At 49.8% G+C, this 21,846-nt stretch carries 18 protein-coding genes and 1 riboswitch; of the genes, 11 read left to right on the forward strand and 7 right to left on the reverse strand.

The features are described from left to right. Positions 1-143: 143 nt before the first annotated feature. Positions 144-575 (forward strand): OsmC family protein, encoded by a 432-nt coding sequence (locus tag O6P33_RS03850; RefSeq protein ID WP_269818929.1) that lies wholly within the window; start codon positions 144-146, stop codon positions 573-575. A gap of 221 nt (positions 576-796) precedes the next feature. Continuing rightward, positions 797-1,600: an adenosylmethionine decarboxylase gene (gene speD / locus O6P33_RS03855; protein WP_269818930.1), complete on the forward strand. Its 804-nt coding sequence runs from the start codon at positions 797-799 to the stop codon at positions 1,598-1,600. 77 nt (positions 1,601-1,677) lie between these two features. On the opposite strand, the gene coq7 is transcribed toward speD, so the two are convergent. Both coq7 and O6P33_RS03865 read right to left on the reverse strand, forming a co-directional pair. Next, the gene (coq7, locus tag O6P33_RS03860; protein ID WP_269818931.1) at positions 1,678-2,325 is read right to left on the reverse strand and encodes a 2-polyprenyl-3-methyl-6-methoxy-1,4-benzoquinone monooxygenase; all 648 of its coding nucleotides are present in this window, start codon (positions 2,323-2,325) and stop codon (positions 1,678-1,680) included. A 53-nt stretch (positions 2,326-2,378) separates the two neighbouring features. Beyond that, positions 2,379-2,717 (reverse strand): histidine triad nucleotide-binding protein, encoded by a 339-nt coding sequence (locus O6P33_RS03865; protein ID WP_269818932.1) that lies wholly within the window; start codon positions 2,715-2,717, stop codon positions 2,379-2,381. Positions 2,718-2,811: 94 nt separating this feature from the next. Here O6P33_RS03865 and O6P33_RS03870 point away from each other — a divergent pair, with 94 nt between their 5' ends. From O6P33_RS03870 to O6P33_RS03890, 5 genes are all read left to right on the forward strand, one after another. Continuing rightward, positions 2,812-4,287: an AAA family ATPase gene (locus O6P33_RS03870; protein ID WP_269818933.1), complete on the forward strand. Its 1,476-nt coding sequence runs from the start codon at positions 2,812-2,814 to the stop codon at positions 4,285-4,287. A 204-nt stretch (positions 4,288-4,491) separates the two neighbouring features. Continuing rightward, positions 4,492-5,139, forward strand: a complete 648-nt coding sequence (gene adk, locus O6P33_RS03875; RefSeq protein WP_269818934.1) for an adenylate kinase — start codon at positions 4,492-4,494, stop codon at positions 5,137-5,139. A 144-nt stretch (positions 5,140-5,283) separates the two neighbouring features. After that, positions 5,284-5,961, forward strand: coding sequence for a tRNA (adenosine(37)-N6)-threonylcarbamoyltransferase complex dimerization subunit type 1 TsaB (gene tsaB / locus O6P33_RS03880; protein ID WP_269818935.1), 678 nt, complete (start codon positions 5,284-5,286; stop codon positions 5,959-5,961). Between the two features lie 62 nt (positions 5,962-6,023). Continuing rightward, positions 6,024-6,362: a hypothetical protein gene (locus O6P33_RS03885; RefSeq protein WP_269818936.1), complete on the forward strand. Its 339-nt coding sequence runs from the start codon at positions 6,024-6,026 to the stop codon at positions 6,360-6,362. Further along, complete coding sequence (locus tag O6P33_RS03890; protein WP_269818937.1) at positions 6,363-7,148, forward strand: class I SAM-dependent methyltransferase; 786 nt, start codon at positions 6,363-6,365, stop codon at positions 7,146-7,148. It abuts the gene before it with no gap. A gap of 67 nt (positions 7,149-7,215) precedes the next feature. Here O6P33_RS03890 and O6P33_RS03895 read toward each other — a convergent pair whose 3' ends face one another. Further along, positions 7,216-8,139, reverse strand: coding sequence for a branched-chain amino acid transaminase (locus O6P33_RS03895; RefSeq protein WP_269818938.1), 924 nt, complete (start codon positions 8,137-8,139; stop codon positions 7,216-7,218). 36 nt (positions 8,140-8,175) lie between these two features. After that, complete coding sequence (glnE, locus tag O6P33_RS03900) at positions 8,176-11,103, reverse strand: bifunctional [glutamate--ammonia ligase]-adenylyl-L-tyrosine phosphorylase/[glutamate--ammonia-ligase] adenylyltransferase (protein ID WP_269818939.1); 2,928 nt, start codon at positions 11,101-11,103, stop codon at positions 8,176-8,178. A gap of 244 nt (positions 11,104-11,347) precedes the next feature. On the opposite strand from glnE, the gene aceE reads away from it, so the two are divergent. Beyond that, entirely contained in the window at positions 11,348-14,002 is a 2,655-nt protein-coding gene (gene aceE / locus O6P33_RS03905; protein WP_269818940.1) for a pyruvate dehydrogenase (acetyl-transferring), homodimeric type, read from the forward strand. 11 nt (positions 14,003-14,013) lie between these two features. Continuing rightward, entirely contained in the window at positions 14,014-15,645 is a 1,632-nt protein-coding gene (gene aceF, locus O6P33_RS03910) for a dihydrolipoyllysine-residue acetyltransferase (RefSeq protein WP_269818941.1), read from the forward strand. Positions 15,646-15,703: 58 nt separating this feature from the next. Here aceF and trmL read toward each other — a convergent pair whose 3' ends face one another. Then, a complete protein-coding gene (trmL, locus tag O6P33_RS03915) occupies positions 15,704-16,165 on the reverse strand; it encodes a tRNA (uridine(34)/cytosine(34)/5-carboxymethylaminomethyluridine(34)-2'-O)-methyltransferase TrmL (protein ID WP_269818942.1) in 462 nt (153 codons plus the stop codon). Between trmL and O6P33_RS03920 the strand changes: the two genes are divergently transcribed. Further along, positions 16,164-16,634, forward strand: a complete 471-nt coding sequence (locus tag O6P33_RS03920) for a hypothetical protein (RefSeq protein WP_269818943.1) — start codon at positions 16,164-16,166, stop codon at positions 16,632-16,634. The two genes, trmL and O6P33_RS03920, sit on opposite strands and share 2 nt — an antisense overlap. A 33-nt stretch (positions 16,635-16,667) precedes the next feature. Here O6P33_RS03920 and O6P33_RS03925 read toward each other — a convergent pair whose 3' ends face one another. Further along, positions 16,668-18,956: a DUF1631 domain-containing protein gene (locus tag O6P33_RS03925; protein ID WP_269818944.1), complete on the reverse strand. Its 2,289-nt coding sequence runs from the start codon at positions 18,954-18,956 to the stop codon at positions 16,668-16,670. A 251-nt stretch (positions 18,957-19,207) separates the two neighbouring features. Between O6P33_RS03925 and nadC the strand changes: the two genes are divergently transcribed. Beyond that, complete coding sequence (gene nadC / locus O6P33_RS03930; protein ID WP_269818945.1) at positions 19,208-20,056, forward strand: carboxylating nicotinate-nucleotide diphosphorylase; 849 nt, start codon at positions 19,208-19,210, stop codon at positions 20,054-20,056. A 58-nt stretch (positions 20,057-20,114) separates the two neighbouring features. On the opposite strand, the gene O6P33_RS03935 is transcribed toward nadC, so the two are convergent. Next, positions 20,115-21,566 carry a TolC family outer membrane protein gene (locus O6P33_RS03935; RefSeq protein ID WP_420094960.1) on the reverse strand — a complete coding sequence of 484 codons (1,452 nt, stop codon included), beginning with the start codon at positions 21,564-21,566 and terminating at the stop codon, positions 20,115-20,117. A gap of 158 nt (positions 21,567-21,724) precedes the next feature. Then, positions 21,725-21,828, forward strand: a riboswitch (TPP riboswitch). Positions 21,829-21,846: the final 18 nt, after the last annotated feature.

A 21,846-nucleotide genomic window follows, 5' to 3' on the forward strand; every position in this document is an offset into this window, starting at 1 on the left:
TAAGCCTACTTAAGGCAAGGTTTTTCCAGGATTGTGAAAAAGGTCACGTTTTTCAAGGTTTTTAAAGCCTTTATCTCAGAGCCAGTGGCAGTGAGCGCTGTGGTAAGCTTGCTGCTTTTACAGGGCATAACAGGAGAATCATTATGCAGGCGCGGGTGAAGTGGGTTGAGCAGGCGATGTTTTTAGCTGAGTCAGGCAGTGGTCATGCACTGGTTATGGATGGCCCGGAAGACAGTGGTGGGCGCAATATGGGTGTGCGGCCAATGGAAATGCTACTGATGGGCTTAGGTGGCTGCAGCAATTTTGATGTGGTCAGTATTTTAAAAAAATCACGCCAAGCAGTGCAAAATTGTGAAGTGCACATTGATGCAACACGTGCCGATGTTGAGCCCAAAGTGTTTACCAAAATCGCTTTGCACTTTATTGTTACAGGCACAAATTTAAAAGAAAATGTCGTTAAGCGGGCAGTGGATTTGTCGGCCGAAAAGTACTGCTCAGCCTCGATCATGTTGGGGCGTGCTGGGGTTGAGATTACCCATAGCTTTGAGATCATCGAGCTTGCCGAAACTGCTTAAGTGATGTCTGGATCTATTGTGCTTTAAAACTGGCATCTACAAGCCTTGCTCTGCATAATGGCGCGCTGCGCTGTTGCATGCCAAGCAGCGTGTCAGGATAAGTCAAACGCCTAGCGCAGAGCTGGGGCAATACCTGACGCAGCCGCCTTACTGCTTGAGTAAGTACAGTTGTAAGGCGAATGATCACGCGGCGGCGCCGCACCAGTGAAGAGAGGCGAACGTTGACCAGTAAACTTAAACTACACGGGTTCAACAATCTCACCAAGACGTTGAGCTTCAATATTTATGACATCAGTTATGCGCGTACCACCGATGACCAAAAAGCCTATGTTGGTTACATCAATGAAGAGTACGATGCTGAGCGTCTCACCCAAATACTGACCGATGTTGTCGATATCATTGGTGCCAATATTTTAAATATTGCCCGGCAAGACTATGAGCCACAGGGTGCTAGTGTCACTATTCTGATTTCTGAAGAACCGGTGGAGCCCACTGCCAGCCAAATCGAAGAATCTCCAGGGCCATTACCCGAGACGATTTTGGCGCATTTGGATAAGAGCCATATTACTGTGCACACCTACCCGGAAATCCATCCGGTGGATGGTCTGTCGACTTTTCGCGTGGACATTGATGTCTCAACTTGCGGAGTGATCTCGCCGCTGAAGGCGCTGAACTATCTGATTCACCAGTTTGATTCAGATATTGTCACTATTGATTATCGGGTGCGCGGCTTTACCCGTGATGTGGAAGGGCGCAAGCATTTTATTGATCATGAAATTAACTCGATCCAGAATTATTTAACAGAAGATACACGCGCCGCTTATCAGCTAACAGATGTGAACGTCTATCAGGAGCATCTGTTTCACACCAAAATGCTGCTGAAAAACTTTGATCTGGATGATTACTTATTTGGTGATGCCACGCGCAGTCTTTCGTATGAGCAGCGCCGTGATGTGGAAGAGCGCTTGCGGCATGAAATGCTAGAGATTTTTTATGGCCGTAATATGCCGCAAAACAGCCGCTAAAGGCCTGATCGCTAGATGATAAAAAAGCGCTGAACAGTCGGCGCTTTTTTTATTTTGCGGCTGATTAAAACTGCTGATTAGATCCGATAAGTGCTGCTGGTCATAACTTTGGCCATAAGACTCATGCCAAACTTAATGGGTGCTGGAAAGCGATAACCGCCGGCATCCAAGGCACTGGTTGCGTGCTCTTCTTCGTCGATACGCATTTGTTCGAGAATGGCTCGGGACTTGCGGTCACTGCTAGGAATTTGTTGCAAGTGATCGTCTAAATGCTTGCATACCTGATCTTCTGTCGCCGCCACAAAGCCTAAACTTACTTTATCGCTGATTGCTCCAGCGCTGGCGCCAATTGCAAAAGATAAGCCATAAAACAATGGGTTAAGCAGACTGGTGTGGCTACCTAGCTCACGAATGCGCTGCTCACACCACACCAAATGATCCACTTCTTCTTCAGCTGCATGTTCCATTTGCTCGCGGATATGCGGCAAGCTGGCGGTGAGGGCTTGGCCTTGATAAAGGGCTTGGGCACACACTTCGCCAGTGTGATTGATGCGCATTAAACCAGCAATATGACGGGTTTGCTCTGCATCGAGGGCGCTGTGCGGCTCAACCAGCGCCGGCGACGGGCGGCTGGCATGGCTACTGTTGGGTACTAAAGTGCGCAGCGCTGCATCTGCTTGCAGCAGGAGGCGATCAACTGGTGAGTAATGGCGTTGAGAGGGCATAGCAGGCTCCTAGTGAATAGCCGTAATAAAGGTGCAGCACAACTTCGGTGGAACTAACCGGGTGGCCAGCTTAATTGGCGTTGACCGAGCACATGCATGTGGATGTGATACACCGTTTGTCCACCGAGTTCATTGGTGTTCATCACCACACGGAAACCTTCCTCACAACCTTGCTCTTTGGCTAAACGCTGTGCGGTATACAGAATATGCCCCGCTAAAAAAGTATCTTCAGCGGTTAAATCAGTGAGCATGCCAATGTGCTTTTTGGGAATCACCAGAAAATGCACCGGTGCCTGTGGCGCGATGTCGTGAAAAGCAACCACGTGTTCATCTTCATAGAGCTTACGTGCTGGGATTTCGCCAGCCACAATTTTGCAAAACAAACAATCCATAACATAGGCCTCTGGTTGTTGTAACATTCTTCGAGTTTAGCTGGCTGTTACAGCAATCGCCAGTATTGAAAAGGTTTTGATAGGTTATCGTACTTTGAAAAATGATCTGAAAGATTTGCAGCTGGTATTAGATGCGCGGGTGCGGCTAATTGTTATTGAGTCTTGGGATGAGCTGCGGGTCTTAGAAACCTTAACTTCGTTGGCGGTGCAGCGGGGTATCAACCTGCGGGTCTGGTCCATCAGTGAAGGCTTACAAGGCATGGCTTTTGGCGGTACACCGCTTGAGGGCAGTGCGGTTCCAGAGCAGGCTTTACGTCTAGTCAAAGCGGACCCACAAGCGGGGTTGTATGTGTTTTTTGATCTGCATTCTTTTTTAGACAATGATGCCTTGCTCATCCGCCTAGTCAAAGATATTGCCATGGCTACTGGGCCGCAGAAGCCTACTTTGATTTTAGTTTCCCATGCCTTAAAGCTGCCCGCTGAGGTTCAACGCTATGCTGCGCGCTTTAGTTTATCTTTGCCCAGTGAAGATGAGTTGTTGGCGATTGTGCGGGAGGAAGCGGTGCGTTGGAGTGCGGCTAATCGCGGTTTGCGGGTCCGCACTGATAATCGCACCTTGCAGCAGGTGGTGAAAAATTTACGCGGCTTAAGTCATGCGGATGCCCGCCTGCTGGCCCGCAGTTTAATCTGTGATGACGGTGCCATTACCCAAGAAGATTTACCAGAGCTCAATAAAGCTAAGTTTCAGTTGCTCGATTTAGATGGCGTACTTGGCTATGAAGCAGATACTGCCCGTTTTGCTGATGTGGGTGGTTTGCATAATTTAAAACACTGGTTGTCTGAGCGCCAAGCGGCTTTTATGGCCGGTACTGCCAAAGATTTGCCTAAGGGGATGTTGCTCTTAGGCGCGCAGGGCAGCGGTAAAAGCTTAGCGGCAAAAGCAGTGGCCGGCTTGTGGGGCTTGCCTTTGCTGCGGTTGGATTTTGCCAGTTTGTACAATAAGTACTTTGGCGAAACTGAACGTAATTTGCGTGAAGCCTTATTGATGGCAGAGCGCATGTCGCCTTGTGTGCTTTGGATGGATGAAATCGAAAAAGGCTTAGCCACTGGCGACTTAGATAATGGTGTCAGTCAGCGTGTGTTGGGTACTTTGCTCACGTGGATGGCCGAGCGTAAAGCACCTGTTTTTGTGGTGGCAACGGCTAACGTAATTAAACGTTTGCCACCTGAATTAATGCGCAAAGGTCGCTTTGATGAGATTTTCTTTGTTGATTTACCGGCTGCTGCGGTACGCGAAGATATCTTTAAAATCCATTTGCAAAAACGCGAGTTAAGCACTGCTGATTATGATTTGGCCGCGCTGGCGTTGGTTAGCGAGGGCTTTTCTGGAGCAGAAATAGAGCAGGCTGTGGTTTCGGCGCTCTATGCCGCGCAAGCACGTCAGGTGCCGATGGCGCAAGAATTGATGCTGGAAACCTTGCAGCGCACAGTGCCACTGTCAGTGGTGATGGCGGAGGAGCTGGCGGCGCTGCGACATTGGGCCGCAGAGCGAACTGTACATGCGGGTTAGCGCTATTTTGCACTAGTTCGCCTGGCTGTACGGCTTTAGCTTTAGCGCACTGTGTGGATATTTTTCTTGTGCGACTAAAGACTGATGTGTATCTTGGTCAATTTTTGGGCTCAACAAAGCCACCCTATTTAATTGTGCAGCGTGCTGGCTCATGGCGCTGCTGATGTTTTTTATAATAGTAATGATGATATGAGGAAAATGATAATGCGCATGATTTTATTAGGAGCGCCGGGTGCCGGGAAAGGCACACAAGCTGGCTTTATTACGAAAAAATTCAACATCCCACAAATTTCTACCGGTGATATGTTGCGTGCTGCAGTGAAAGCTGAAAGCCCGCTGGGCTTGAAAGTTAAAGAAGTGATGGAAACCGGTGGTTTGGTTTCAGATGACATCATCATCGATTTAATTAAAGAGCGTATTTTGGCCGATGACTGCGCCAATGGCTTTTTGTTCGATGGCTTCCCGCGCACTATCCCGCAGGCCGAAGCTTTGCGTGATGCCGGTGTTGAGATTGATCACGTGATTGAAATTGCTGTGGAAGACGAAGAAATCGTTGGCCGCATTGCCGGTCGTCGTATGCACCCAGCTTCAGGCCGTACTTACCACATTGAGCACAACCCACCGAAGGTTGCCGGCAAAGACGATGAAACCGGTGAAGACTTGATCCAACGTGAAGATGATAAAGAAGAAACTGTACGTCACCGTTTGTCTGTGTATCACTCTCAAACCAAGCCGCTAGTGGCTTTCTACCAAGACTTAGCCGCAAGCAATGGCACACCTAAATATAGCGCTATTGAAGGTGTTGGTTCGGTTGAGCAGATCACCGCTAAAGTTATGGCGGCGCTCGCTTAAGCACAGAGTTACGGGAATGCATTCACTGTTGCAGTGACCTTTCGATGTCATAGTGAATGCATTCTTTACTCTTTTTCATTGCTTACTGCCCTTGCTTGCAGTGGGCCTGCTACAATTTCTTTTTTAATTACTTGATGATTAACCATGACTACTTTGCTGGCGCTGGATACGGCCACTGAAGCTTGCTCTGTTGCGTTATTACACAATGGTCAGGTGTTCAGCCGTTACGCGGTCATTCCCCGACTGCATGCTCAATCTATTTTGCCAATGATCAGTGAGGTTTTAGCCGAGGCAGGTATTGCTAAAACCGCAATTGAGGCTATTGCTTTTGGCCGTGGACCGGGAGCCTTTACTGGCTTACGCATTGCTGTGGGTGTCGTGCAAGGCTTGGCTTTTGCACTGGAACTGCCGGTGTTGCCAGTTTCAAATTTAGCAGCAATAGCCCAGCGTGCTTGCCGAGAGCATGGGGTGAGTCAGGTTGCTGTGGCCATTGATGCGCGGATGGACGAGGTGTACTGGGGCTGCTTTACCTTAGTTAATGGTGAAGTGAGCTTGCAGGGTATGGAGGCAGTAGTGGCGCCTGAAGGTGCCCAGCTACCACGTAACGCGCAAGGCGACTGGTTTGCTGCAGGCACTGGTTGGCAAGCCTATGCCGAGCGTATTGCGGTGCCTGTCAGCGCTAAAGATGCGCAGTTATTACCCCATGCTGCAGATATTTTAACCTTAGCTCAAGGTATGTGGCAGCGCGGTGAAAGTATTGCGGCGCAGGCAGCGCAGCCGATTTATCTGCGTGATCAAGTAGCCACCCCTAAGCAATCTTAACCAGATTGAACTGTAGCCTGAGTATGGTTACAGTATTGACCTGCCTATAGGATTTTACTGCAATGCGTATTGACGGTTTTTCACCCGCTTATGTGCCCAATCGAACCACGCGCCCTGATGCCAGTGCGCAGATGGATGCGGCTGTACGCCAAGCAGAAAGCCAGAACCGTCAACAGCAGCCCAATAACCTTGCCAGTGCTGCACCGCTGGAGACCTATCAAGCCGTGCAGCGCCCAGCAGCATCTATGCAGCTGCAACAGTATGAAGCTCGTCAAGCGCTAAATAATCCAGCACAGGATTATCAGGCCAGCAAAGCTCTGGCCAGTTATAGCACTACCGCAGGCTTCAATAATCAAGCAGAAGAAGCCAGCACAGTGCTTGGACTTGATTTGTACGCGTAAATGTCTGATTTAACTTTAACCACTCCTGTACTTATTCGTGTCGATGCGATGACCGCCGCAGATCAGGCTTCAGCCACACAGTGGGCTACTGAGCTTGGCTTGCCGCTAGCAGGCGAAGCTGAGTTTGCTTTGCAGGTCAGTGTTGACGGCTTGCAATTGCAGGAGCTGGGACGTGCTGCGCCGGGGCCGATTCGAGTGGACTTTATTGCAGGTGCATTAGCTCATCGTCGCCAGTTTGGGGGCGGCAGCGGGCAAATGATTGCCAAGGCAGTGGGTGTGCAAGCCGGTGTGCGCCCAACAATCTTAGACGCCACTGCTGGTTTGGGCCGTGATGCCTTTGTTTTAGCCTGCTTGGGTTGTCAGGTGCAGATGATTGAGCGCAATCCCATTGTTGCGGCATTACTTGCGGATGGTTTGCGCCGCGCCTTACTGGATGTGGACGTAGCTGGCATCGTGCAGCGCATGCCCTTATTGCTTGGCAATGCCATTGAGTTGATGTCGGCTTGGACAGCGCAAGCGCCGCAAGTGATTCACCTTGATCCGATGTTCCCCAGTCGTGATAAAAGTGCCTTAGTAAAAAAAGAAATGCGCCTGTTTAAGCCATTGGTTGGGGCAGATGATGACGCTCCACAGTTACTGGCTGCCGCGTTGGCTTTAGCGACCCATCGGGTGGTGGTTAAGCGACCGCGTAAAGCGCCAAGCATTGACGGGCCTGCACCGACTTATAGTCTGGATGGTAAGTCCAGTCGTTATGATGTGTACGCTAAGAAAAGTTTAAAGCCATAGTCTAGCCAACCAATACGCACAAAAAAGCCCGCAAAATTTCAGCGGGCTTTTTCGTTGTCACTCAAACTTAGCTGACGATGGTGCGCCACTCTGGATAGGCATCGGTTTCCCCAGTAACTAAATCAAAGTAGGCTTTTTGCAGCACTTCAGTGATTGGGCCACGACGTCCAATACCAATTTGACGGTTATCCACCTCGCGAATTGGCGTTACTTCCGCCGCAGTACCGGTAAAGAACGCTTCATCAGCAATGTACACTTCATCACGGGTAATACGCTTCTCAACAATTTCAATACCGCGCTCTTTGGCCAGGGTTAAAATTGTATTGCGGGTAATACCGTTTAAGCAGGCGGTCACTTCTGGAGTGTAAATTACGCCATTTTTAATGATGAAAATATTTTCGCCAGAGCCTTCAGCCACATAGCCTTCTGGGTCCAGTAGCAGTGCTTCATCAGCGCCGCCAGATACTGCTTCTTGCAGGGCGAGCATGGAGTTGACATAAGCACCGCTGGATTTGGCCCGGGTCATGGTGATGTTGACATGGTGGCGGGTAAAGGAGCTGGTACGGACTTTGATACCTGCTTGCAGGGCTTCATCACCCATGTAGGCGCCCCAATGCCAAGCGGCCACAATCAGGTGCACTTTTAGGTTGTCAGCACGGATGCCCATGCCTTCGGAGCCGTAAAATGCCAGCGGACGGATATAGGCGCTGTCCAGATTGTTGTCACGCACTGCAGCAATCACTGCTTGGTTTACTTCTTCCTTAGTAAAAGGAATTTTCATACCCATGATGTGGGCTGATTCAAACAGACGATCAGTGTGTGCTTCTAAGCGAAAAATTGCGGTACCTTTTGGGGTTTTGTAGGCGCGAACACCTTCAAAGACGCCCATGCCGTAGTGTAATGAGTGAGTCAGAACGTGAGTGGTTGCGTTACGCCATTCAACCATCTCGCCATCATACCAAATAACACCATCACGATCAGCCATCGACATTGTTACGTGCTCCTGAAAATAATATTAAAAGTCTGATTACAAATAACTCAAGCCCAGCTCTTGCCAAACGCCCATCACTGCATGACGTTCGTCTATAAATAGATTGCCTTCAACCACGCCTTGCTGCTTTTGCAGGGCCAGACGGTGGGCTGCAGCACGATAGGCTTTGTAAGCCTCCTGCAGGGTGCGAACATGGTTCGCGCTGAACAGGTTTTCTGCGCCGAGACCGTCAAGAATACGGATGTTATCGGTATAGGTTACCAGTTGTGGATATTGCCATGACCAAGCTAAGACGGCATATTGCACCATAAATTCGATGTCAACAATACCACCAGCGTCCTGCTTGAGATCAAATGGGACATCAGCACTGAATGCATTTTGGCCTAAACCACCTTGGGTGATCTGAGTCCCATGATTATGCCGCATTTTTTCGCGCATTTCGCTGACTTCATCGCGCAGAACAGATAAATCACGCTGACGGCCTAAAATTTTTAGGCGAACTTGGTTGAATTGCTCGGTCAGTGTCGCACTGCCAACTAAAACACGGGCGCGGATTAACGCTTGGTGCTCCCAAGTCCAAGCTTGCTCTGCTTGGTAGCGGGCAAAAGCGCTAAGCGAACTGGCCAATAGACCGGAGTCACCACTGGGGCGCAAGCGCATATCTACATCATAAAGGCCGCCAGCAGTGGTGCGGGTGGTCAGCATAAAAATAATGCGTTGGCCCATGCGGGTATAAAACTGGGCACCATCGATAGGGCGTTGGCCGTCGGTTTCCGCTAAAGGATCGCAGTCGTAAATAAACACCAAGTCAAGATCCGAGCCGTGGCCTAATTCAATGCCACCTAGTTTGCCATAACCCACCACGACAAAATCGAGTTCACTGGGACTGCCATCGAGGCGTTTTGGCAGGCCGTGCTTGCGTACCATTTCATTCCAAACCAAGTGCAACACTTGTTCAAGAATCGCTTCGGCCAACCAAGTCAGGTAATCACTGACTTTCATCAGTGGCAAGGTGCCGGCAATTTCTGAGGCGGCAACCCGCAGGCGGTGGGCTAGTTTAAAGTGGCGTAGGGCGTTCATTTGCTGCTCTACGTCTTCTTCGGGGATGCGCAGTAAATGTTCGCGTAACTCTGCAGTTAACTCTGGGGCTAAAGGTGGTCGGTACAGTCGTCCTTCGTTAAGTAGCTCGTCTAAGAGTGCAGGGAAGCGTGAGAGTTGCTCGGCAATCCACGGGCTGGCAGCGCATAAGCTAATGACCCGCAGTAATGCACCAGGGTTCTCTGTGAGCAGCACTAAATAGGCTGAGCGACGGGCCACAGCTTCAACTAAGGGTAAGACCCGTTCGAGGACGAGGTCGGGGTTGTCGTGCTCAACAGTTTGCGCTAAAAAGCGTGGCATAAATGTATCTAAACGTTCCCGGCCAATACGCTGCATAGCCCGCAGCTGTGCGCTTTCGCGCAATTGTACAATACGCTGCCAAGCGGCATGACTGTCTTGATAGCCAGCGTCGCTAAACTGCTGGTAAATACTTTCTACAGCAATGCTGTCTTCCCAAACTGGCAGCCACTCACCACCAATGCACTCTTCATCATCCGCGTCAGGGTCGGCGATCACCGCACGGAAGTGGTATTCGATGCGCTTGCGCCAATACATTAATTGGCCAATAAAAGTCGTCCAGTCGCTAAAGCCCATGATAAAAGCCAGGCGTGCTTGCTCCAGTGCCGTATCGGGCAAGCTTTGGGTTTGTAAGTCAGCAACAGCTTGTAATGCATGCTCGGTGTAACGTAAAAAGCGGTACGCATCTTTTAACTCAGTGACATCCGCCGAGGGCATATAACCCTGCGCGGCGAGGGTATCTAAAATATTCAGTAGAGGGCGTTGCTGCAGGCTTAAATCACGTCCACCATGGATCAGCTGAAAGGCTTGGGCAATAAACTCCACTTCACGAATACCGCCAGAGCCGAGTTTAATATTGTCGTCCATATCTTTGCGGCGAACTTCTTGTTGAATCAGCTGCTTCATCGAGCGCAGCGCTTCAATGGCGGAGAAATCCAAGTAACGCCGATAAACGAAAGGTCGTAAAATTCGCAGTAAACGTGACCCTGCATTTTGGTCGCCGGCCACCACCCGGGCCTTAATCATGGCGTAGCGTTCCCAGTCACGGCCTTGGTTTTGATAGTACTGCTCAATGGCGGTAAAACTGTAGACCAAAGGGCCGCTGGAGCCGTAAGGGCGCAGGCGCATATCCACGCGGAAGGCAAAGCCATCTGCGGTGATGGTGTCTAAGGCTTTAATCAGTTTTTGCCCGAGACGGGTGAAAAACTCTTGATTGTCGAGGCTGCGTTTTGCGCCTTCAGTTTCGCCTCCTTCCGGGTAAGTAAAGATCAAGTCCACATCGGAAGAGAGGTTGAGCTCATAGGCTCCGAGTTTGCCCATGCCCAGCACCACCAGTTGTTGTGGTTGCTTGCTATAACGACCAATTGGGGTGCCAAACAACTGACAATGTTGTTTATAGAGCCAATGATAGGCAAGGTCGGTACAGGCGTCGGCCATGGCTGATAAGTCGCGACAGGTTTCGCTCAGCTCAGCTTGGCGCAGCAAGTCACGCCAAATAATACGCACTTGTTGGTAGTTGCGATGTTGACGTAAGTGCAGCAGCAAGCTGGCTTCATCGTTGCAGTCAGTTAAACGCTCATGCAGTTGGTGACGAATCTCACCGGGCACTAAGGTGCGATCCAGTTGCCCTGAACGCACTAAGTCAATCAGCATTTGCGGATCACGAATGGCTTGGCTGAGCACAAAGTCGCTGAGGGTGCAGACTCGAATAAAGGCTTGGTAGCGGCTTTCAGGCCATAAAGGATTGGCTATTTGCTGCTCTTCGAGGGCATGCGCCCATTCGCGCTGAGCTTTTTGTTGTAAGAACAGTAAGTCTGATGGGATTGAATCCAGTAGCAGAGGAGTCATGGGTAATCCTGAAATGGTTTGCAGCAAAAGTTTTCATAAAGATACCTGAAATTGAGTCAGCATGGCGGTGAAGAAAAAACTTACCCAAAAGAACTAGCGAATAGATGCTGACTCATGCGTCATTTTGTAGTAAAACTACATGATGAAAGAAAATATGACTTTGCTGTGCCATGGGCTGATTGTTCACAAGACATAAAGCACGTATAGGTCCATCATAAATAGACCCTCATTTTGGGAGCGAAACATGCAAGATTTAGATCCGGTAGAAACACAAGAATGGCTGGATGCTTTGGAGTCGGTCCACGCCCACGAAGGTGAAGAGCGTGTGCACTATATTTTATCGCGCTTAGGTGAGATGGCCAGTCGTGATGGGACCCGCTTACCCCACGCAATTACGACGCCGTATCGCAACACCATTCCAGTCACTCATGAGGCACGTATGCCCGGTGACTTATTTATGGAGCGGCGAATTCGCTCGTTAGTGCGCTGGAATGCCCTGGCTATGGTGATGCGCGCTAACCAATCAGACCCAGACTTAGGTGGCCACATTGCCACCTTTGCCTCCAGCGCCACTTTATATGACATTGGTTTTAACTATTTCTTTAAAGCGCCAACCGAAGAGCACGGTGGTGATTTAATTTATTTTCAGGGGCATGCTTCCCCCGGTATTTATGCCCGCTCTTTTTTAGAGGGGCGTTTGACGGCAGAGCAGCTGGATAACTTTCGCCGTGAAACCGATGGCGAAGGTTTATCGTCGTACCCACACCCATGGTTGATGCCTGACTACTGGCAGTTCCCAACAGTCTCCATGGGTTTAGGCCCGATCCAAGCCATTTATCAAGCGCGCTTTATGAAGTACCTTGAGCACCGTGGTTTTATTCAGCCTGGCAAACAGAAGGTTTGGTGTTTCTTAGGTGACGGTGAAACCGATGAGCCAGAATCCTTGGGTGCGATTTCTCTGGCAGGCCGTGAAAAGCTCGACAACCTGATTTTTGTGATCAACTGCAACCTGCAGCGTTTAGATGGCCCGGTGCGTGGTAATGGCAAAATCATTCAGGAGTTGGAAGGTAACTTCCGCGGGGCTGACTGGAACGTTATTAAAGTATTGTGGGGCCGCTTGTGGGATCCGCTGTTCGCTAAAGATACTGAAGGAGTGATGCAGCGCCGTATGGATGAAGCGTTAGACGGCGACTATCAAAACTATAAAGCCAACGATGGTGCCTTTGTACGCAAGGACTTCTTTGGTGCTGATCCACGCTTAGCAGCAATGGTGGATGACCTAACTGATGATGAAATCTGGAAGCTGAACCGCGGTGGCCATGATCCCTTTAAGGTGTATGCCGCTTACCATGCTGCGGTAAATCATGAAGGTCAGCCGACGGTGATCTTGGCGAAAACCATTAAGGGTTATGGTACAGGTACCGGTGAGGCACAAAATATTGCCCACAATATTAAGAAAGTTGATTTAGAAAGTCTCAAAGGCTTCCGTGACCGCTTTGATATACCGGTAGCGGATGAAAATATTGAGAGTTTGCCGTTTTATCGTCCTGCAGAAAACAGTCCAGAAATCCGTTATCTCAAAGAGCGGCGTGCAGAGCTCGGTGGTTTTGTGCCGCAGCGACGGATGAAGAGCATGAGCATTCCAACGCCAGCGCTGGAAACCTTAAAAACTATTTTGGATGGCACCGGTGAGCGTGAAGTCTCCACCACCATGGTGTTTGTACGAATTCTTGCGCAGCTGTTAAAAGATAAGGATCTAGGTAGCCGTATCGTACCTATTGTGCCAGATGAGGCGCGTACCTTCGGTATGGAGGGCATGTTCCGTCAGCTGGGTATTTACTCTGCTGTGGGCCAGCTCTATCAGCCGGTGGATCACGGCCAAGTGATGTATTACAAAGAAGAGAAAAAAGGCCAGATTCTCGAAGAAGGCATTACCGAGGCTGGCGCCATGTCAGCTTGGATCGCCGCAGCTACAGCCTACAGTAATCATAATCAACCGATGTTGCCGTTCTATGCGTTTTACTCGATGTTTGGTTTCCAGCGCATTGGTGACTTGGCATGGGCAGCGGGTGATATTCATGCCCGCGGTTTCTTGATGGGCGGGACTGCCGGGCGCACTACCCTTAATGGTGAAGGTTTACAGCACCAAGATGGCCACAGCCATATTCTGGCCGGCACTATTCCAAACTGCCACGCCTATGACCCCGCTTACGGCTATGAAATGGCGGTGATTATTCGTGAAGGCATTTATCAAATGCTAGAGCTGCAAAAAGACCGCTACTACTACATCACGATGATGAACGAGTCTTACCAGCAGCCCGCGATGCCTGAGCGTGACGGGATTGAAGAGGACATTATTCGCGGCATGTATTTGCTCGAAGAAGATAAGCGCAGCAGTGATTTGCATGTGCAACTGCTGGGTAGCGGTACTATCTTGTTGGAAGTGCGTGAAGCGGCGAAAATGCTTCGCGATGAGTACGGGGTTGGTGCTGATATTTGGAGTGTTACCAGCTTTAATGAGTTGCGCCGTGACTGCTTAGATGCAGAACGCTGGAACCGTTTGCATCCCCGTGAAGACGTACGCTTATCACATATTGAAAAGTGCCTTGAGGGCCGACGTGGGCCGGTGGTTGCTTCCACTGACTATATGAAACTCTATGCTGATCAAGTGCGCCAATGGGTGCCGCAAGAGCAATATAAAGTGCTGGGTACCGATGGCTTTGGCCGCAGTGACTCGCGTAAAAAACTGCGTCATTTCTTTGAAGTCGATCGCTACTGGGTGGTACTGGCTGCGTTAGAGGGGTTGGTTGCACAAGGACAAATGGATGTACAAGTGATGCTCGATGCCATGGATAAGTATGGTATCGATGCGAATAAACCTAACCCACTGGACTGCTGAGGAGAGCGACAATGAGTGAATTAATTCGCGTACCCGACATCGGCAGCGGTGAGGGTGAGGTGATTGAGATTTTGGTCAAAGTTGGCGACCGGATTGAGGCAGAACAGAGCCTGCTGACTCTGGAGTCGGATAAAGCCAGCATGGAAATTCCAGCACCGAAAGCTGGGGTGATCAAAAGCTTAGCCATTAAATTGGGGGATCGCTTGAAAGAAGGCGATGATCTATTAGAGCTTGAAGTGGATGCAGAGCCGGCAGCGGATGCGGAGCCGCAGGTAGAGGCGGCACCAGAACCAGAACCTACAACACCTACCGCAAAAACTGAGCCACTACCCAGTGTGGCTGAAGTGGCTGCAGAAAATGTGGTGGAAGAAATACATGTACCTGACATTGGTTCGGCAGGTAAAGCTCGTGTGATTGAGGTGCTGGTGGCAGTGGGTGATGAAATCACTGCAGAGCAATCACTGATTACTTTAGAGTCAGATAAAGCCAGTATGGAAATACCTTCGCCCGTCAGTGGTGAAGTGGTGGAAGTTCTGGTGCGCTTGGACGCCGAAGTGGGCACTGGTGATTTAATCTTTAAGGTGAAAGTAGCGCAAGCTGCGGCTGTTAGCGGTCAAGAGCCAACAGTAGAAGTTGCTGCCCCTGAGCCAGACCCAGCTGCCGCGCCAATACCAAAACCCAGCGCTGCCGTTTCGGTGGCACCGACCACTGCACCGCCTGCAGATAAACGCAAAAAGAGTGCCGTACATGCTGGTCCAGCGGTGCGTAAACTGGCTCGCGAGTTTGGTGTCGACTTAGGACTGGTAACTGCTACAGGCCCGCACAAACGGGTGATGAAAGAAGATGTGCACGCTTATGTGCAGTCTGTTTTGACTAAGCAAAGCAGCGCTTCTACAGAATCTGGCAGTGCTATTCCTGCAGTGCCAGAGGTGGACTTTACCCGCTTTGGCGAGATTGAAGAAGTGCCAATGACCCGCTTGCAGCAAGTGGGGGCGATGAATTTGCATCGTAGCTGGCTCAACGTGCCGCATGTAACTCAGTTTGAAGCCGCGGATATTACTGAGCTGGAAGCATTCCGTGTCAGCCAAAAAACCGTAGCAGAAAAAGCTGGAGTTAAGCTGACCATATTACCGTTCTTGCTGAAAGCCTGTGCGCATTTATTAAAAGAAATGCCAGACTTTAACAGCTCGCTGGCACCAAGTGGTAAAGCCTTGATTCGCAAAAAATATGTGCATTTAGGCTTTGCTGTGGATACCCCAGACGGCTTATTAGTGCCAGTGATTCGGGATGTGGATCAGAAAAGCTTGTTGCAGTTAGCCGGCGAGGCTGCTGAGCTAGCAGAGAAAGCCCGCACGAAAAAACTCCGCGCAGAGGATATGCAGGGTGCCTGTTTTACCATCTCTAGCCTTGGGCATATTGGCGGCACAGGCTTTACGCCTATAGTAAACACCCCAGAGGTGGCTATTTTAGGGGTGTCGCGGGCTACTATGCAGCCAGTCTGGAATGGACAAAGCTTTGATCCGCGCTTAATGTTGCCGCTGTCGTTGTCGTATGATCACCGAGTGATCAATGGTGTTGCCGCAGCGCACTTTACTCGCCGGCTCAGTGAGTTGTTAGCAGAAATTCGCAGCTTGCTTTTATAAAGCGCAGCTTAGGCTCAACCAGCACCTCGACAGCTTTTATATGTGTTGGGGTGTTTTTTTATTGCTTAGCAAAACCCAGCTGACGCCAAGCCTCATACACCGCAATGGCAACGGTGTTGGATAAGTTTAAGCTGCGTGAGCCGTCGCGCATGGGTAAGCGCACCAGTTGCTCTGCCGGTATGCTATTGCGCACTTCTTCAGGCAGTCCGCGGGTTTCAGGGCCGAAAATAAAGGCATCGCCATCTTGATATTGCACCTGAGCGTAACTGTGTTTGCCCTTAGTGCTAAAGGCAAATAAGCGCGGTTGCTGTAAAACGTCTAAACACTCTTGTAAATTGGCATGGCGTTGCACCTGAGCGAACTCTTGATAGTCGAGTCCTGCGCGGCGTAAACGCTTGTCATCAAAAACAAAGCCAAGCGGTTCAATTAAATGTAAGCTGCAGCCGACATTGGCACATAAGCGGATAATATTACCCGTGTTTGGTGGGATTTCTGGCTCAAAGAGAATGACGTGAAACATGCGTAGTCCTGACTATAAAATAGAGACCAATTCTACCTTGGATCCTTTGCCTAGGCGGCAGTTACTGGTGAAGTTTTTAGCCAGTCTTATGCTGTTTGGTTTTTTGCTGGGCTTGATGCTTGGGCGCTTAACTGAGCCGCCAAGGCAGTATGCGCATCGAGTTATTCAGGTGCAGGCTTATGCCGATGGTTTAGCCGTGTGTTTATCTGCCCCTGCAGAAGTTCAGAGCAGTACTCTTGAGGGCGCTTACCAATTGTTGTTGCAAGATACGCTAGGGGAGTCGGCGCAAGGAGAGTTGATCTTGGGCTCTACAGAAGGCTCTGCAGAGCCGATACGCTGGTTGCTGGAGCAGCACAACGGTGATGTGCGCCTGATCTTTGTAGGTTTGCAGCCGCTACGGGGACGCTGGCAGCCACGTGTGACTGAAAACCTGTGGTGTGCTGATATTCAAGTCCGTCTAGCTCAATAGCGCAGAGTGACTATAAAGATTTATAGCTTGGGCTTAGGTGTTTTTTAGGCGCCGCAAATTACCAATGACAGATTCTAGGGCGCGATCGAAGAGTAAGGCGTTATCAAGTAGCACAACGTTATTGTTTTTAAACTCTAGGCCGAGAGACATGCGGGTTTTCTCAAGTACCTTAACCCCACTGCGGTTAACAAAAATATAACGCTGGGTTGATTTTATAATCGCGGCTAACTTGCAGCGCAATTTGTCTTGCTCATTTTGGCTGAACTCTAGCCAGCTACCGGTGTGCAAACTGTCCACTTGCAACAAGGCTGGGTCATCTTCTGCGAGGACAATCTTGCTGGGCGAACTATCAGTGGTTTCGGGCTGCTGCAAGACAATCTCTTCTTGCACCTCGACCATCACTGTGGCTACGCTGGGTTGTTCCGGCTGCAGCGGTAAATCTTCGAGCTGCTCATTCAAAGCAGTATAACTGTTTGTTGCTACCGCATCGGGCTCGGTAACAGCAGCTGCAGCTTGTTGTTTATAACGTTGGAAGGCTTGCACATGCAGGGCTTCTAAGCGGCTAAAAAAATCACTGGTGATAAATGGATCAATGGCCGCATTGGAAAAGCCTTCGCGCAACTGGCGCAATAACGCAGGTACCAGTTGTAATAGTTTTAAGCGTGCTGCAACGTCTTCGTGTGGCTCGATGCTCCAGATAAGATCATCCATGGTGGCTAAATTATCACGCCATTGACTGGAGTCAGGACCGTTTTTTAGGTACGTCAGCAACAGTACTTTACTCCAAGCGTCCTGCAGCAACTGCACTACGACTTCGGGTAAAGTTTTACCCAAAAGACGCGTGTTGAGTTCTTGCTCCACATGCACCCGTGCAGTTTCAGCCAGCGCGCGGCCTTCTTCCGCATCACGGGTGCGTTGCTCCAGCAGCTCGCTACGGCGTCTTTCCTTGCCGGTAAAGGCAATAAAGTCAGCCAGTAACTCGTTGAAAATATTAGGGTCATCGCTGAAATCTGTCAGCGTGCGCTGCACTATGCTTTCGATCTTTTGATACAAGCTGTCACGGCGCTCAGCATCTTGATCGCTCCAGCCAAGCGCGGCAGAGGCAATCTCGTTGAGTAAACGCCGTGCCGGGTGATTGCCGCGGTTGAAAAACGTTTTATCCAGTACTGCTACTTTAAGCAGTGGAATCTGCAAGCGGGCAATTAATGCTTTGAGTGAATCAGGTAGATTGTGGTCATCTAAAATAAACTCAAATAGCATTGATACGAGATTGATAACGTCATCGTCGACTTGGCCGACAATACGGGTTTCTTTGCTGTTGGCGCTGGCGCGTAGCAGCAGCTGGTCGAGTTGCTTGCGTAAGTCTTGATCATGTTGCGACTGACTGGGTAAGTGCTGCTGCATGTGCGTGAGCAGGCGCATTAAGTCATTGCTGGTAATGGGGACTGCATCGGCTGGTGTTTGCCGAGCCGGAAAAACGTTACCACGCAGCTCGGACAACATGGCTTGCAGTTCACTAAAAGCCAGTTGCAATTGCTCAGAGTTGGCCACCGTTGCGTTAGCATCCAGCACGGGTTCAGCGCTTGCTGGATGAGTGCTGGCTCTAACCGTAGGGCGTTGTTTGGCGGTCGCAGCAGTTGTTGGCAGATCTGGCAAAATATTGGCATCAATGAGTAATTGATTACTGGCTTGGTAAAGTGCGCCAAGCTCAGTGATCACATGCTTCTCAAAAAGTTTGAGGATAATCAGCTTGATGTTGATTGAGAAATTGATGTTATTACAGCTGGTTATAAAAAACTCAGACAGCACCCGTGGGTTCAATGGGTTTTTTTCAACTGTAGTTTTGCTGCTTAAAATATGATTGAAACGGGTAGTTAATTGCTGCAGAGCGTCACCATCACTGCGCTTAACTTTGGCAACCATACTGTCAATGGCCACTGATTCTTCCAGTACATCATCTTGCACTAGCGATAAAGATTCGAAAGAGTGGGTTTCAAGTTGCGGCGGCTGCGTAGATGGGAGCTGGCTGAGTTCGGAAAAGGCACTAAAGAGTTGCTGTAAAAAACTACGCTCAATATGTTTGCGCTTGAGGCGTAAGTCACGCATTGCTTCAAATAATGCATTTTGCTCGTTATTGCTGGTTGCGCGCTCGGCCATTTCAAATAATGCGTCATCGGCATTGGCAAATAATTCTTGCAGGTAGTCTTTGAGCAGTGTTGCTGCTTTATCACGCACGCGTAAGAGGGCCGCAGGCAACTTTCCTGCAGCAGAAGGATGCTGATCTTGATGGTTAAAAGGTACTACGTTGGCATCGTTCTTCATTACGAGCAGTCTCCCGGCAGAACAACCCTAGTCCAAATAGATCTATTTGGAGCGCTGAGAGTTAGATATGAGTGCTAAACAGCTGAAGATGATTATAAGCGCTTATGCAGTATAGCCAAGGAGTATCTGTTGGGTGTTTGATGTGAGTCACAGATACTCAGGCTTTAAGCGCTTGCTCTGGTGATTGTGGCTAATACTGCTAAAGCGTTCGCAACTGACTATAATGACCAGCATTTATCGAGGAGCAGAATATGGCGAACCTTTCACTGCAGCAGTTAACCGAAGAAATTGAAGCGAATGTGCGCATTGCCTTAGCTGAAGATGTTGGCAGCGGAGATATTACCGCGCAATTAATTGCTGCGGATAAAACTGCCAGCGCTCGCGTTATTACCCGTGAGGCAGCAGTGATTAGCGGTGTTGCTTGGGTCAATGAAGTGTTTCGTCAGGTCGACAGCACTGTGGTTGTGCGCTGGCTAGTTGCCGATGGTCAGCGTGTTGAAGCCAATGCTGTGTTGTTTGAGCTGGAAGGTAGAGCGCGAGCCTTGTTGACGGGCGAGCGGACGGCCTTGAACTTTCTGCAAAGTTTGTCCGCAGTAGCCACGCGCAGTCAGTATTTTGCCGACCTGGTTGCAGGCACTGCGGTAAAACTTTTAGATACGCGCAAAACTTTGCCTGGCTTACGTCTGGCGCAAAAATATGCAGTGACCTGTGGTGGTTGTCATAATCACCGCTTGGGTTTATACGATGCTTTTCTGATTAAAGAAAACCATATTGCTGCCTGTGGTGGGGTTGCTGCCACTGTAGCAGCAGCACACCGCATTGCTCCGGGCAAACCGGTTGAAGTTGAAGTGGAGAATCTCGATGAGCTGCGCGAAGCCTTGGCTGCTGGTGCAGATATTATTATGCTCGATGAGTTGAGCTTAGAAGATATGCGCACAGCGGTGCAGCTCAATGCTGGGCAGGCTCAATTGGAAGCTTCGGGTAACGTCAATGAGCAGACCATCCGCGCAATTGCGGAGACTGGCGTTGATTATATTTCGTTGGGCACTTTAACTAAAGATGTGAAAGCAGTGGACTTATCCATGCGCTTAAGTCTGTAAAGCGCAGTTGCTGACCTGTAAGACTGACTGCAAGAGTGCGCAGTCAGTCTTATGTTGCTTAACGGCGACGCAGGTTGGCTTCGATTTCTTTGTCTAAGCCCGGTGGTAAAAAGTCCTGCTCTGGGTTGTAGTTGGGATTTAAGTACGCTGAAAGAGCTTGCAGGCTATCTGGGCTCAGGGTTCCAGCGGTTTGCTGTAAGCGTAAATTGTTCAAAATATAGTCATAGCGGGCGTTATTGTAGTTGCGCACTGCCGCATACAAAAGGCGCTGCGCATCCAGCACATCAACAATATTACGGGTACCCACATCGTAGCCAATTTGTGTTGCTTCTACGGCGCTTTGGCTCGAGATAATTGCTTGCTTTAAAGCCTGTACTTGCTCTACGTCAGTGTTAACAGCACGATAAAAGTTGCGTGTGTCTTGTACAGTTTTACGACGTAAGCTTTCGCGCATTTGCTCTGCTTGGTCAAGGCGGTAAACACCTTCACGCACTTGTGAGCTGGTCATGCCACCGGTGTACAGCGGGATATTCAGCTGGATGCCGATACTGCTTTGCTCAGCCTTATCGTTGTATCTGGGCATACCGGGCATGCCGCTGTTGATAAAGCCCATGCCGTCATTGTCACCTTTTTGGTATTGCGCAATGGCGTCAACGGTCGGCGCGTGGCCAGACTTGCGTTGTTTGACGCTGTCTTGTGCCGCTTGTACGGCGTAGTTTATTGCTTGCAAACCAAGGTTTTGTTCAATCGCCGTATTGACCCAAGCGGTAGCATCGTTGGGCGTTGGCGCAAGGATTGGCAAGCTATGCTTTACCCCTTCTAAGGCGGATAGTTCCACATTGGTCAGGGTGCTGACTGCTTGAAAAGCATCGCTGACCATGCGCTCTGCCACTAAGCGATTGGCGCGAGCAGCATCATAAGCGGCTTGTGCTTGTAATACATCGGTTTTATCCGAAAGGCCCACGTCAAAGCGCTCACTGGCTAAGTCGAATTGGCGCTTAAATGCGGTTTCTTCAGCGTCGCTAGTGGCCAGGTTATCTTGTGCGCGTAGCACTGAAAAATACACATCAGAGCTTTGTAAAATAAGTTCTTGTTCAATCGCCGATAGCTCTAATGCCGACTGCTCATTGCTGGACTGTGCGGCTTGCAATTGATACCAACGGTCTAAGCGGAATAAGGGCTGACTTAGACTGGCTTGATAAACTAAAGCGCTGCGCGAAGTGGTTATAGAGCTCTTGCTGGGATCAGGTCCTTCGGTGATATCAACTTTGTTGCGGCTGTTGGTATTGCTGGCACCAGCGCCAATCTGTGGCAGTAAGCCGGCACGTGCTTGCGGGACACGCTCACTTTGTGCTTTGTAGTCAGCGTGGGCTGCGGCTAAATCGGCGTTATTATCAACCGCAAGCTGGTAGACCTCAAGCAGGTTAACTTTGTTTTGAGCGATAGGCGCTGCGTAGGCCATCGATCCCAAAACTGTAGCTATAGCAAAAGTAAGCGACAGTACTCGCATCGTCAATATCCTAGGTTTTACAAAGAGAAATCACATTAAGGCTACGGCTGATCATGCAGGCGGTCAAGCGTGCCCGAGCATTGTTTAAAGCATTGTACAGATTAGTGTTTGCTCGTGTGTACTTGCAGTTTATCTTATGCAGTGCGTACACTGCGGATTGCTTCTTGTCGGGGTGCTCTTTAAAGAGCTGAGATCGGTTAATCCGGGTCCCGTTGAACCTGATCGAGTTAATACTCGCGTAGGAAACAAGATAAGTTTGCCGCAAGGCAGGCCTGCCTAT

The organism is Denitrificimonas caeni, assembly GCF_027498055.1.
GTDB lineage: Bacteria > Pseudomonadota > Gammaproteobacteria > Pseudomonadales > Pseudomonadaceae > Denitrificimonas.

Coding starts and splice junctions, on each gene's coding strand:
- O6P33_RS03850 (WP_269818929.1), top strand. CDS start 144: ATGCAGGCGCGGGTGAAGTGGGTTGAGCAGGCGATGTTTTTAGCTGAG.
- coq7 (WP_269818931.1), bottom strand. CDS start 2,325: ATGCCCTCTCAACGCCATTACTCACCAGTTGATCGCCTCCTGCTGCAA.
- O6P33_RS03865 (WP_269818932.1), bottom strand. CDS start 2,717: ATGGATTGTTTGTTTTGCAAAATTGTGGCTGGCGAAATCCCAGCACGT.
- adk (WP_269818934.1), top strand. CDS start 4,492: ATGCGCATGATTTTATTAGGAGCGCCGGGTGCCGGGAAAGGCACACAA.
- tsaB (WP_269818935.1), top strand. CDS start 5,284: ATGACTACTTTGCTGGCGCTGGATACGGCCACTGAAGCTTGCTCTGTT.
- O6P33_RS03885 (WP_269818936.1), top strand. CDS start 6,024: ATGCGTATTGACGGTTTTTCACCCGCTTATGTGCCCAATCGAACCACG.
- O6P33_RS03890 (WP_269818937.1), top strand. CDS start 6,363: ATGTCTGATTTAACTTTAACCACTCCTGTACTTATTCGTGTCGATGCG.
- O6P33_RS03895 (WP_269818938.1), bottom strand. CDS start 8,139: ATGTCGATGGCTGATCGTGATGGTGTTATTTGGTATGATGGCGAGATG.
- glnE (WP_269818939.1), bottom strand. CDS start 11,103: ATGACTCCTCTGCTACTGGATTCAATCCCATCAGACTTACTGTTCTTA.
- aceE (WP_269818940.1), top strand. CDS start 11,348: ATGCAAGATTTAGATCCGGTAGAAACACAAGAATGGCTGGATGCTTTG.
- aceF (WP_269818941.1), top strand. CDS start 14,014: ATGAGTGAATTAATTCGCGTACCCGACATCGGCAGCGGTGAGGGTGAG.
- O6P33_RS03920 (WP_269818943.1), top strand. CDS start 16,164: ATGCGTAGTCCTGACTATAAAATAGAGACCAATTCTACCTTGGATCCT.
- trmL (WP_269818942.1), bottom strand. CDS start 16,165: ATGTTTCACGTCATTCTCTTTGAGCCAGAAATCCCACCAAACACGGGT.
- O6P33_RS03925 (WP_269818944.1), bottom strand. CDS start 18,956: ATGAAGAACGATGCCAACGTAGTACCTTTTAACCATCAAGATCAGCAT.
- nadC (WP_269818945.1), top strand. CDS start 19,208: ATGGCGAACCTTTCACTGCAGCAGTTAACCGAAGAAATTGAAGCGAAT.
- O6P33_RS03935 (WP_420094960.1), bottom strand. CDS start 21,566: ATGCGAGTACTGTCGCTTACTTTTGCTATAGCTACAGTTTTGGGATCG.